This window comes from Psychrobacter fozii, assembly GCF_003217155.1.
Taxonomy (GTDB): Bacteria; Pseudomonadota; Gammaproteobacteria; order Pseudomonadales; family Moraxellaceae; genus Psychrobacter; species Psychrobacter fozii.
This window is the reverse complement of sequence record NZ_QJSU01000006.1, coordinates 50,849-63,266: the sequence shown is the minus strand read 5'-3', so window position 1 is coordinate 63,266 and position 12,418 is coordinate 50,849. Positions and strand designations below refer to the sequence as shown.

Annotated in this window: 9 protein-coding genes; 6 read left to right on the top strand and 3 right to left on the bottom strand. The window is 42.3% G+C overall.

Annotated features, from left to right (window positions below; all coding sequences use genetic code 11):
- Positions 1–7: 7 nt before the first annotated feature.
- Entirely contained in the window at positions 8–1,081 is a 1,074-nt protein-coding gene (locus DFP82_RS08980) for an HlyD family secretion protein (RefSeq protein ID WP_110923398.1), read from the bottom strand.
- Positions 1,082–1,778: 697 nt separating this feature from the next.
- Here DFP82_RS08980 and arcD point away from each other — a divergent pair.
- From arcD to DFP82_RS08955, 5 genes are all read left to right on the top strand, one after another.
- Positions 1,779–3,215, top strand: coding sequence for an arginine-ornithine antiporter (arcD, locus tag DFP82_RS08975; RefSeq protein WP_110923397.1), 1,437 nt, complete (start codon positions 1,779–1,781; stop codon positions 3,213–3,215).
- Positions 3,216–3,358: 143 nt separating this feature from the next.
- Entirely contained in the window at positions 3,359–4,603 is a 1,245-nt protein-coding gene (gene arcA, locus DFP82_RS08970; RefSeq protein ID WP_110923396.1) for an arginine deiminase, read from the top strand.
- Positions 4,604–4,692: 89 nt separating this feature from the next.
- The gene (locus DFP82_RS08965) at positions 4,693–5,703 is read left to right on the top strand and encodes an ornithine carbamoyltransferase (protein WP_110923395.1); all 1,011 of its coding nucleotides are present in this window, start codon (positions 4,693–4,695) and stop codon (positions 5,701–5,703) included.
- Positions 5,704–5,952: 249 nt separating this feature from the next.
- Positions 5,953–6,906 (top strand): carbamate kinase, encoded by a 954-nt coding sequence (arcC, locus tag DFP82_RS08960; RefSeq protein ID WP_110923531.1) that lies wholly within the window; start codon positions 5,953–5,955, stop codon positions 6,904–6,906.
- A gap of 634 nt (positions 6,907–7,540) precedes the next feature.
- Positions 7,541–8,362, top strand: a complete 822-nt coding sequence (locus DFP82_RS08955) for an alpha/beta fold hydrolase (protein WP_110923394.1) — start codon at positions 7,541–7,543, stop codon at positions 8,360–8,362.
- Between the two features lie 381 nt (positions 8,363–8,743).
- On the opposite strand, the gene DFP82_RS08945 is transcribed toward DFP82_RS08955, so the two are convergent.
- Positions 8,744–9,520, bottom strand: a complete 777-nt coding sequence (locus tag DFP82_RS08945; RefSeq protein ID WP_245905692.1) for an SDR family NAD(P)-dependent oxidoreductase — start codon at positions 9,518–9,520, stop codon at positions 8,744–8,746.
- A 170-nt stretch (positions 9,521–9,690) separates the two neighbouring features.
- On the opposite strand from DFP82_RS08945, the gene gcvA reads away from it, so the two are divergent.
- On the top strand, positions 9,691–10,620 hold the full coding sequence (gene gcvA, locus DFP82_RS08940) for a transcriptional regulator GcvA (RefSeq protein ID WP_110923393.1): 930 nt from the start codon (positions 9,691–9,693) through the stop codon (positions 10,618–10,620).
- A gap of 374 nt (positions 10,621–10,994) precedes the next feature.
- On the opposite strand, the gene DFP82_RS08935 is transcribed toward gcvA, so the two are convergent.
- Positions 10,995–12,311 (bottom strand): NAD(P)/FAD-dependent oxidoreductase, encoded by a 1,317-nt coding sequence (locus tag DFP82_RS08935; protein ID WP_110923392.1) that lies wholly within the window; start codon positions 12,309–12,311, stop codon positions 10,995–10,997.
- Between the last annotated feature and the right edge of the window lie 107 nt (positions 12,312–12,418).

Sequence of the window (12,418 nt, the reverse complement as noted above, 5' to 3'; positions counted from 1 at the left end):
TGAGAAACTAGGATTGGCCTTTTTTGGGAAGGTTTATAGCAAGATTATTCGGCCATACTACGTCGGTATTGCTACGCACATAACCATTACCTGTCATGCCGCCTTTGAGTAGACCTTTGTATTCTTTAGCTATTTCAACAGGTAATTTGATACGCACTTTAAACATGAGCTTTTCGCGCTCGTTCTGTGTTTCCACTGACTTGGGTGTAAACTGTGCTTGTGATGCAATAAACGAGACTTTTGCGGGCCACACACTATCCAGACCATCTAGCACGACTCTCGCGTCATTACCAACTTGTAGTCCACTCATCTGCCCATTAGGTAAAAAAAGAGTCATAGACACATCTTCTGTGTCTAGCAGGCTGACCATTTTGCTGCCTGCTGCAATCACACTACCAACCTCGGCAATTCGGTATTCCACACGGCCCGCTTTAGGACTGCGTATCAACATATCGTCATTCATCGAAGCGGCAGATTTTTCTTGAGCTTTGGCCTGATTGACGCCAGCATTTGCTTCCGCTACTTGAGCATCGATTTGTTGAACAGCTGCCTGCGCTTCTGCGTACGCTGCTCTCGCCGCCTGCACGACCGCAACCGCGCCATTGTAGGCCGCTTGGCGTTTGGTCACCTCTGAATCTGACACCAAATCTTCGCGGCGCATCTTGCGGGCATTATCCAACTCCATTTTGGCTATTTTTTGCTGTTCAATCTGCGCATCGATTTGGGCGTTGGCACGTGCCATTGCCTGCTCTCCTTGCTTACGACCCGCCCGTGCCTGTGACACCATTTCATGTGCGCGCTGCTCGGTTGCCTGTGCCGCCACTAACTGACTTTCGCTTTGTGAAGAAGACAGCTTCACAAGCAGCTGATCGACTTCGACATCCTCTCCTTCCGCCACCAGCATTTGCTCGACTCTACCTGGATAAAGGCTAGCAATATCAAACCGCTCAAGCTCCAATCTACCATTTGAGCTGACTATTCCTAGCGGTAGGGCTTGTGCAAGCTGCTGCTGTTGCCAGTAATACCAACCGGCAGCAGCGGCCACGACAAGCAATAGAACCAAAACCCATGCTTTTTTCATAACGGTTCCTATATATTATTTATATGCGGAAATAAAACAAAAAATAACCAACCCATACGTCTTTTAACCGTATTAGGGCATGTCCTCAATTTAAAAATTTTAATGATTTTTAGTATAGGGCGTGTTGAGTGTAGGAAATCAGACTAAGCACACCTCGTGTCGATCACGATGACTGGCAATATTGGCGCTGTATGGGCACAAGACACTCTCTACGCCAAGGCGGGATGGTAAGTGATCTATATAAGATGTTCGGTACTCATGTTCGGCAATACAGTTAATTCATTGGGTATTGAGCCGATTAGGATACGACTTAGTAAGAAATACCAATAAATCCATAATTTTATTGTGGTTATGGTACTCGATACCACCTCAATAAACTATCAGAAACTGCATTTATTTTGAGCATCCTATGATTCATCCAATACAATCCTGCAAGTTTTTTGACCGACTCAGAATACTAGTTGTACAAAAACTACTGCCATAGCAAACATTTTCATCATGAGTTATCACAATTATTTAACTGGTATAGATACATAAATATTTTTAATGATGGACATTGAGCTAACAAAACCATAATAATCCATGCTAATATTGTGGGGTTTTCATATATTAAACAATGTTTTTAAGTATTCTTCAAGACCAAATCTATTTTGTTGCTTTCATATATTTCTCAATCAGAGAATAAAAGGTCTTCACCATGTCTGAAACAACGCATAATCCATCCGAGAAAAATCTAAACTTTACCGCACTCATTGCCCTTGTCGTAGGCTCTATGATAGGCGGTGGTATATTCTCATTACCGCAAAACATCGCTGAAACTGCAAGCCCTGGTGCGTCCTTGATTGGCTGGGTCATCACTGGCATCGGTATGCTGATGCTTGCCTTCGTGTTCCAAAATTTAGCACATCGCAAGCCTGAACTTGATAGTGGGGTTTATGCCTACGCGCAGGCAGGCTTTGGTAATTATATGGGCTTCAACTCTGCATGGGGCTACTGGCTCTCTGCTTGGTTGGGCAACGTCAGTTACTACGTGCTGATATTTAGTACGCTGGGTTATTTTTTTAATGTGTTTGGAGATGGCAATACCCTAACGGCATTGGTGGGTGCCTCTGTATTATTGTGGGCATACAACTTCATGATTACCAAAGGTATCCAGACGGCTACCTCAGTCAATACGTTAATTACGATCGCCAAAGTGATACCGTTGTTCACCTTTATTGTCATTATTTTTACGGTCTTTAATATGGATCTTTTTAATAGCGACTTTTGGGGCAGAGAGACGGATCTAGGGTCAGTCCCTGATCAAGTTAAAAACATGATGATGGTGACGGTATGGGTATTTATTGGTATTGAAGGGGCCAGTGTCTATTCTGCACGCGCCAAAAAACGCTCCGATATTGGTAAAGCCACCGTATTGGGGTTCATTTTTACGTTAGTGCTATTAATGCTGGTTAACTTTTTAGCGATGGGTGTTAGATCACTCCCTGAGCTTGCAGCGATGAAAAACCCGTCGATGGCTTATTTGCTAGAGTATGCCGTTGGCCCGTGGGGCGCGACCTTTATCTCAGTAGGTTTGGTCGTCTCGCTACTCGGTGGTTTATTGGCTTGGACGCTATTCTGTGCCGAAGTTTTGTTCGTTGCCGCCAAAGACGAAACCATGCCGAGGTTCTTTTATAAGACAAATGCCGTTGATGTACCGGTAAATGCACTATTGGTGTCTTCTGCAGCGACACAGTTATTCTTAGTCATCACCTACTTTAGTAAAAGCACCTATAACAATATTTTTTATCTGTCCACTTCCATGATTTTGATTCCCTATTTCTTTTCTGCTGCCTATGGATTTTTGGTGGCCTATCGCAAAGAAGGTTACAAAGCATCTGAGAGTGCCACAAAAGATATTATTATTGGGGTAACCGCGCTGTTTTATAGTATTTGGCTGTTGTATGCCGCTGGTATTCAGTACTTTTTACTATCCGCTTTGTTGTATCTTCCTGGTGTGGTTCTCTATATAAAAGCACGCAGAGAGCACAAGCATCAGCTGTTCAATACAGCCGAAAAAGTGGTGCTGGTAGTCATTACTGTCAGTGCCATCTATGCAGCCTATGGCCTCTACAGCGGTACGTTAAGCTTGTAGTGACCCTATTAAATAAAATGCCTTACCGTTGTAATCACCAGAAAATCCGTTCGTCGTAATTGTCACATCAGTTGCTTTTTTAGATTGTTCGTCCTCTAAACAGTGGTGAGATACTTGCACCCAAACCGCATAAGGATACAAAAATGTCTGACAAATCTTTAGGTGTTCATTCAGAAGTCGGTAAATTACACAAAGTTATGGTGTGTTCTCCAGGTCTTGCCCATCAAAGACTGACACCGCAAAACTGTGATGATTTATTGTTTGATGATGTCATGTGGGTGAGCAAGGCCAAAAGTGATCATTATGATATGGTCACAAAGATGCGAGATCGCGATATTGAGGTGGTTGAGATGCATCAGCTGCTGGCACAAACCCTTGATAATAGTGATGCCATGCAGTGGATTATGGATCATAAAATCACTGATAATCATGTCGGTACTTTATTGGCTGGCGAAGTGAGAGATTGGTTGACCAAACTTGAACACAAGAAACTGTCTTCATTTTTAATTGGCGGCGTCACCACTGAAGAGTTACCGGATGATATTGGGGCGTCACTCAAAAAATTATCCGCACTGTCAGGTACGACTGAGTTTGTATTGCCACCACTGCCAAACACTCAGTTTCCTCGCGATTCTTCGAATTGGATATACGGCGGTGTGACGCTCAACCCGATGTATTGGCCCGCTCGCCAGCAAGAAACGCTCCTTATTTCTGCTATTTATAAATTTCATCCAGACTTTAAAGGCGCTGATTTCAAAATTTGGATGGATGACACTGAAGAAGATCTCTGTGGCTGTAGTTTAGAAGGTGGTGATGTCATGCCTATCGGCAACAAAACCGTGCTGATTGGTATGGGTGAGCGAACGTCACAACAAGCGATTACCAGACTGGCCAAGACTTTATTCATCGATGGTTCGGTTGACCATGTCATCGTAGCGGCCCTACCTAAGCAACGTTCTGCGATGCATTTGGACACCGTATTTACGTTTTGCGATATTGATTTGGTCAACGTGTTTCCGGCAGTGACAGATCATATTACGACCTTTCATATTCGTCCTGACGAAAGCAAGCCACACGGTATAGATGTGCGCGAAGATGACAGACATTTTTTGAAAGTGGTAGAAGAAGCCGCAAGGGTTGACAAATTAAGAGTGGTCGAAACAGGCGGCAATAGCTACGAAGTTGAGCGTGAGCAATGGGATGATGGTAACAATGTTCTTTCCCTTGAGCCAGGGGTTGTTATCTCTTATGACCGCAACACTTATACCAACACTTTACTACGCAAACAAGGCATTGAAGTGATTACGATTCCAAGCTCCGAGCTGGGCCGTGGACGTGGTGGTGGTCACTGCATGACTTGCCCTATCATTCGCGATCCAACGGATTAGAGCATGTTGAATCCTACCTGCTCATAGCGGTGCCAAATACAGTAATAGTCCATCCAAAATAAACACATACTAAAAATTAAGGAACCATCATGAGTTTCAATCTTCACAACCGTGATCTACTGAGTCTTATGCATCATAGTGAACGCGAGCTTACGTATCTTTTGGATATGGCTCGTGACTTAAAAAGAGCAAAATACTCAGGTACAGAACAAAAACACCTTTTGGGCAAAAACATTGCTCTGATCTTTGAGAAAACCTCAACCCGCACTCGTTGTGCTTTTGAAGTAGCGGCATATGACCAAGGTGCCAATGTGACGTTTATTGGCCCAAACTCATCACAGATCGGCTACAAAGAGAGCATGAAAGACACCGCTCGTGTGTTGAGCCGTATGTATGATGCCATCGAGTATCGCGGGTTCGGTCAAGAGATTGTCAATGAGTTAGCAGAATATGCGGATATTCCTGTCTTTAATGGCCTAACGAATGAGTTTCATCCCACACAAATGCTAGCAGATGTAATGACCATGCGTGAGCATACTGACAAATCAATCCATCAGATTAAATATGCTTATTTTGGTGACGCACGTAATAACATGGGCCGCTCATTATATTTAATGGGCGCTAAGATGGGTATGGACGTACGCCTTTGTGCCCCTAAAGATTTGTGGCCTGAAGCAGACTTTCTAGCCACTTGTGCAGACTTTGCCAAAGAATCAGGTGCGCGTCTTACCATCACCGAAGATGTAAAAACGGCGGCAAAAGACGTTGATTTCGTTCATACCGACGTATGGGTATCGATGGGTGAGCCTATTGAGAGCTGGGCGGAGCGAATCGATGCGCTAATGGCTTATCAAGTCAATATGGATCTGATAAAAGCCACTGGCAATCCAAGAGTGAAGTTTATGCATTGTTTGCCCGCTTTTCATAACTCAGATACCGAGGTTGGTAAAAAAATCACTGAAAAATACCCACAGCTCGCAGACGGTATCGAAGTGACCGAAGAGGTATTTGAATCCCATTACAACATCGCATTTGAGCAAGCCGAAAACCGTATGCATACGATTAAAGCCGTTCTGGTTTCTGCGCTTGGTAATATCTAACATATACCGAATGTATGCCATTTGCAGCGTGGGCTACTGGGGCGTGCCCTCAATTCAATCGATAGTCATCTAAATAGGTTAAAAGTGGCTAAATCTTGCCAAACGGCGTCAAATAGCTGACTAATATCTCGATATTATCTGCGCTATTTTTCTTGTTTGACTGCCATTTATCTCATTTTTATCACTATTTTTGAAATGAAGACACGCCCTGATATGACGTTAACTGAAGATAATGCGCAGGGAAATATCATGAGATTACTAATTGCCTTAGGTGGTAATGCTTTATTAAAACGTGGAGAGCCGTTATCTGCTCACAACCAACGCCAAAATATCAAGACGGCTGTTGAACAAATCAGCAAGGTCACGGAGGGTAACGAGTTAGTTATTGCTCACGGTAATGGCCCGCAAGTCGGTTTGCTTGCGTTGCAAGGAGCGGCTTACACTGAAGTCGATACTTATCCATTAGACGTTTTGGGCGCAGAAACGGAAGGTATGATTGGCTACATCATCGAGCAAGAGCTTGGGAATGTCCTGCCGAGAGACTCATCCATTGCTACCCTACTCACTCAAGTAGAAGTCGACCGTAAAGACCCTGCTTTTAACAACCCAACCAAGCCTATTGGCCCTGTATACTCAAAAGAGCAAGCAGAAAAGCTAAGTGCGCAAAAAGGCTGGGTTGTTAAAGCCGATGGTCAATACTTTAGGCGAGTGGTTGCAAGCCCTAAGCCAAAAAAAATATTTGAGCTAAAACCCATACAGTGGCTCCTTGAAAAAGGCGCGATTGTGATCTGTGCAGGCGGAGGTGGTATCCCAACGGCATTTGATGAAGATGGCTGTTTGCAAGGGGTCGAGGCAGTAATCGATAAAGATTTGTGTGCCTCGTTACTTGCCCGTAGCCTTGAATGTGAGTTATTGGTGATTGCCACGGATGTGGCGTATGTTTATACAGACTTTGGAACTGACAAACAACGAAGCATCTTGCAGGCGCATCCAGATGCATTAAGTGAGCTTGCTCTTCCTGCGGGCTCTATGGGACCAAAAGTTGCAGCAGCTTGCGAGTTTGCGTGTGCAACTGGAAACACCGCCATCATCGGCTCACTGACCAATATTGGTCAGACACTTGAAGGAGGTGGCGGTACTCGTGTTTCAACGGAGTACGAAGGCCTCACGTATGCCACTGTATCTCCGAAAAACACAGCATAACTCCTCGATTTAATCTGTCGTTTTAAGATATAAAATATTTTTTGAGTCGTTCCTGAAATAATAGGCTTAGCAGTTTGCTCAGATTTGACGGTATCTGCTATTTTTTTCTTCTCAATATCAAGGTTTTTAATTTCGATATCTATTGCCGTGGCTAGGACTGGAGATCGTTTTCTAAATCTAAGCTAGGCCTTAACACTATAAATCTCTCACACCTTTCAACAAACTACCAACGGTTGAGGTACAAACCTATAACGGCCGATGCCATAATACCTTTGCTATTAATGTATGATTAAATCACTTTCATCAGGTTGGTTTATCTAACTTCAGTACGACAGTCTTCAGCACAGTCGCGTTATTTCAATAAAGCCATTGCATTAGGCTTTTTATTGAGCACGAAGAATGAACAGTGTGATGAGACCAAGATTTTTATAAATAAAAGTCCATACACAGTTTGTGATGCTTTTGATAGCCATGTTGCCGTTAATCGCTGAGACCATATACTTCCTGAAGAATTCCTTCACATTACTATTATAACGTTGGGGTCGGTTATTGGCTTGTCTTAGCTGACAAAAACTGTATCCCCTTTACGTAGAACGATTTCACGATCATTGATATTCATTTTTAGGAGAATGCTATGAGCACTCAAATAACAGAAAACCATACCTACATTGACGGGCATAAGATTGCATTTTTGGAACAGGGTTCAGGTAGTCCAATAATCCTGCTGCACGGGATTCCAACAAATAGCCTCATGTGGCGAAATATTATTCCACAACTTGCAAAAACACATCGGGTAATCGCTCCCGACCTTCTCAACTACGGGAAATCTGCAAAACCGAAAAGCGCAGATGTGTCCATTAATGCGCAAAGTAACATGATTGTAAAACTCATGGATGTTCTAGGTGCGCGGCAAGCAGATATTGTTGGGCATGATATTGGTGGAGGTGTTGCTCAGTTGATAGCTGTCAATTATCCAGAGAAAGTTCGAAAGCTTGTTTTGATAGATAGTATTTGTTTCGATTCGTGGCCTATCCCAGATTTTGAGCCGCTACAGGAACCTGGTGCTGAGTCGGAGATGAGTTTAGAGGAATTCTTGAGCATGATGCGGGGCTTCCTGCCAAAAGGTGTATATGATAAGAGCGTCATGACCGATGAGCTTATTGAAATATATCTTGAACCTTGGTCAACTGAAGATGGTAAGCATGCCTTTTTTCGCAATCTCAGACGGTTGAACAAAGAGTATACTCAGGCCATTACTGACGAACTTAGTAATCTTCCGCATCAGACATTCATCATGTGGGGTGATAAAGACCCTTTCCAGAAACCGGAATATGCACCAAAGCTGGCAGAAGCGATTCCAAACGCAGAGCTTGTTTGGATTAAAGATGTTGCTCATTGGTTGATTGATGAGAAGCCTGATGAAATTGGTGAGCATATCAACCAGTTTCTAAGCTAAAGTACGAGTTGCATGGTGACACATAAACTGACCCTTGCCGTCAAATCCATCCATCGTTCAAATTTATTATGCCATTATAGGGTCAGCATGGCATGGAAAAGTGGACTCTGACGCGTAGCGTACCATACTCGTTGCACTGGCTTTTTCACCGCCTATTCTGTCTAGCATTACTCACTCAACCCCAAATTGAGATGTTGTTTGTCAACTATATTAAATTGATAGCAGAGAGGCTTTTTGTAAAAAATCCGACTTGACTCGCGTTTATCTAACCTAAATAAAGCAAGAGCAATAACAGTATGTTATTACTCTATAAATTTTCGCTCATTAAGCGCTTTTTAATTGTGCGTGAGCCTCATTAAAAAACATTCTATTCCATTGCTATTAGTTGCGTCCTGCCATTACGCCACCATCAACATCCCACACAGCACCCGTTACCCAAGCCGCTTTGTCACTTAATAAAAATGCAATAGTGTTTGCCACATCTTGTGACGTACCTATACGGCCAATTGGGTGAAGGCTATTAAAGCCTTGCAGTGCATCGTTTACTTCTGCTTTCGGGATAAACCCTTCATAAATTGGCGTTTGTACAACTGCTGGCGATACCGCATTAACACGAATATTATGGGCCGCTAATTCCATTGCTAAATGCTGAGTTAGCGCATGTAAGCCCGCTTTTGCCATTGAATACGCTGAAGATGGTGTAGCGGCAATGGCTTGCTTGCCCCACATAGACCCTATATTTACAATGGCGCCAGAGCGTTTTGCTGAGATTAAATTAGCGGCTACCTTTTGAGTAATAAAAAATAATGCGCGGTTAATTTGCATGTACTTATCGTAATCAGTTGCTTCGTGCTCTAAAAATGGTTTAGGGGCAAAAACACCAGCAGCATTAACTAGTAAATCTACGTCTGCGTGATCTTGCGAAATAGTGTTAATTAAGTTTTGCACGCTTTCATCGCTCGTTAAATCGGCTGTTAAAACCTCTACAATACCTAAAGCTGATAGTTGCTCTTTTGCCGCTTGGGCTTTTTCTTTACGGTGGCCGACAATAACGGCTTGTCCGCCTTGCTCTAAGATCAAACGAGCCGTTTCAAATCCCATTCCGCTAGTGCCACCAATAACGAGTAATTTTTTACCTGAAAATTGCTTAGTCATCATTATTTCTCCAAGCGCCCATTCGCGCTGCATTAGTTGTATCAATAAAACAAAATATCAAATTGCCTTTCAAGCGATTGACGAGTTGTTTGGCTTAGGAGGTATTTTTCACTTATTTACTTTGTTTAACAAACGAGATAATCTGAGCCGTCAATAAAGAAAAAGTTTACCGTATGAAATCACCTATACATCTCAATGCATTAAAAGCTTTTGAAGCCAGCGCACGACATCAGAGTTTTTCAGCGGCTGCTAACGAGTTAAACGTAACCCCCGCAGCGGTTGGGCAACTAGTAAAGACATTAGAAGAGTGGCTCGACACGCCGCTGTTTCACAGAATGAGCTCTGGTAAAACACGGCTTATAACGACCGAAACTGCGCAAAGTGCCTTGCCATTGATACAGGAAGGATTTGATAAATTAGCCCAAGGGCTAGATATTTTAAAAGACAATGCCATAAGCGGTGTATTAACGGTTGCAGTAAGCCCTGCCTTTGCTGCTAAGTGGTTATTGCCTAGGCTTCATCACTTTCAAGCCATTTGTACGCAAACCAATGTGAATTTAAATACAAATCTAAAACCGGTTGATTTTGCTTCTCAGCGTATAGATATAGGCATACGCTTTGGCGTAGGTAATTGGCAAGGCTTGGGCGCAGAAAAACTAATGGATGAAGAAGTATACCCAGTATGCTCACCTGCACTTCTAGAAGATCCAACCCGCTTCACCACGACTGATAAACTATTGAACGAAACCCTGATACACGATCAATCAATGGATGCCCATACCAGTTTTCCGTCGTGGTCATCATGGTTAAAAAAAGCCGGTGTTACAGGCCCTTTGATCACTAAAAGCATTCAAATCAATAACTCTGCTGCCGTACTACAATCAGCAATTGACGGCCACGGCGTAGCATTAGCGCGCAGTGTAATGGCTAAAGATGACCTAGCCGCTGGGCGCTTAGTTAGGTTGTTTCCTGATATTTATTTTGAATCACCTTTGGCGTATTATGTTATTTACCGCCCCGAATGCGCGGCGCTGCCAAGAGTACAAGCATTTAAAAACTGGCTTTTCAAAGAGGTAGAAAATCAAGCTTTTAAAAGTGAGTAGTATTTTTATAAAAATACACACCAATAAAGAAGATATTTATCAGAGTAAAAGATGACCTCTGTGGTTAAACATGTTGACTCCCCGTAAGCTTTCACTCCAAGTTAGCGACTTTAATTAATAAGGTAGCATTTAATTTTGCATTTCTATAACAATTGACCACCACGAGGTTTTTTAAATGGAGTGAAGGTTTGTTCATGTAACTTTGCAATACTTTGATAGCCAATGCCTTGATAGCCAATGCCTGCTAATAGATTAGTGTCACCAGAAAGCCAATCAAGACAAGTGTGATTTAGCTTTCAGCATCAGACTGCATAACTAAAACCTCCCAAGTTTAACTATACGGATTTGACAGTAGGGGGCAGGTTTTAATTTTACTACTTGTCGCCCTTTGCAGTACGCTGCTCAATCGATAGTCGTACTCTTGCTCCGATAGTTTTGAAAGGATCGGGTGGCACCCAGCTTGGATTGGAGTTACTTAAAATAAAGTCCAAATCCTCGCTTTTATTACCCTTAATCATCTCTGCCATGTAATAACCAAGATAAGTACCTTTTGCTATACCCACACCATTCATTGCAGCTATTGCATAAACCCCTGGGTAAGACTCACTAAAAACAGGTTCATGATTCATAGTCATACACAACATTCCTCCCCAACTGTATTCAAAGGGAATAGCGTCCAAAGAAGGGAAACGTGCCATAAAAGAGCTGCGGTGATGTACTTTAGCTTCATCAATCATTTTTTGATTACTGAGCAAATCAGGTAAAACATCAAATGAATTACGAATCAGTATTCGGTTGTCAGATGTAAAACGAACCGTTGTACCAGCTGGGTGGGCAGAAGTAACTCCCCATGGAGAAACTTTCTTAAATTTATGAAGTGCATCCTCATTTAGTGGTTTGGTTAAGCTAGCGTAGGTAAAAACAGGTGCTAATTTATTTTTGCAGCCACCGAACTCTTCCGTGAATGAATTAGTTGCCAATATAATTGTATTAGCAGTCAATACACCATTATCAAAATAGAGTTTTTTTAGATTAAAATCGACTGATGTAACTTTTGATTTTTCAAAAATTTCCACATTGTTAGGTAAGTTTTTAGCAACAGAAACCACTAACGCAGCCGGATTAACTAAGACATTACCATTTGTATAAACAGCTTTTTTATAGTATCCAGTTCCGAGACGAGACGCTAAGTCGGCCCCTTCTACAATTTCGTAATCTGAATTAATCGAATCTAATGTTTTTGTGAAAGAATCCAAATTTTTAAAGTGTTTTTCTTCATGAGCAGCCATATATTTACCAACTTGATTCCAGTAAACATTGTCTCCTTGCTCTTGTCGAATTCTATCCAATCTTGATATAGCAAAACAATTCAGTTCCCGAATATGAGTATCGGCAAGTACACTCGACTCATTCGAATCTAAATTATGAGGAAGATCAATAATAAATCCAGCATTTCGTCCAGAAGTCCCCTGACCTACCATTAACGCATCTATAACTGCTATTTTAGAATCAGGCTCAAGTTCTGCTAAACGGCCGGCTGTTGATAACCCGGTAAAACCTGCTCCAACAACAATATAATCAAAGTACTGATTTTTAGTGACCTGCTTAACAGGATGAGTTCGTTGGACTGGCATGCTCTCGTACCACCCCAGTGAACCATCCACTGCAGGAAATCGTTTTAATGTTTTCATCTATTCACTCCAGAATAAGTATTTAGAGTGATATTAGAGAGTCTCTCTTTCTTTAACAAACGAATATTTAGAACACATCCATTCCATACTGGAATCGCAATAAAATA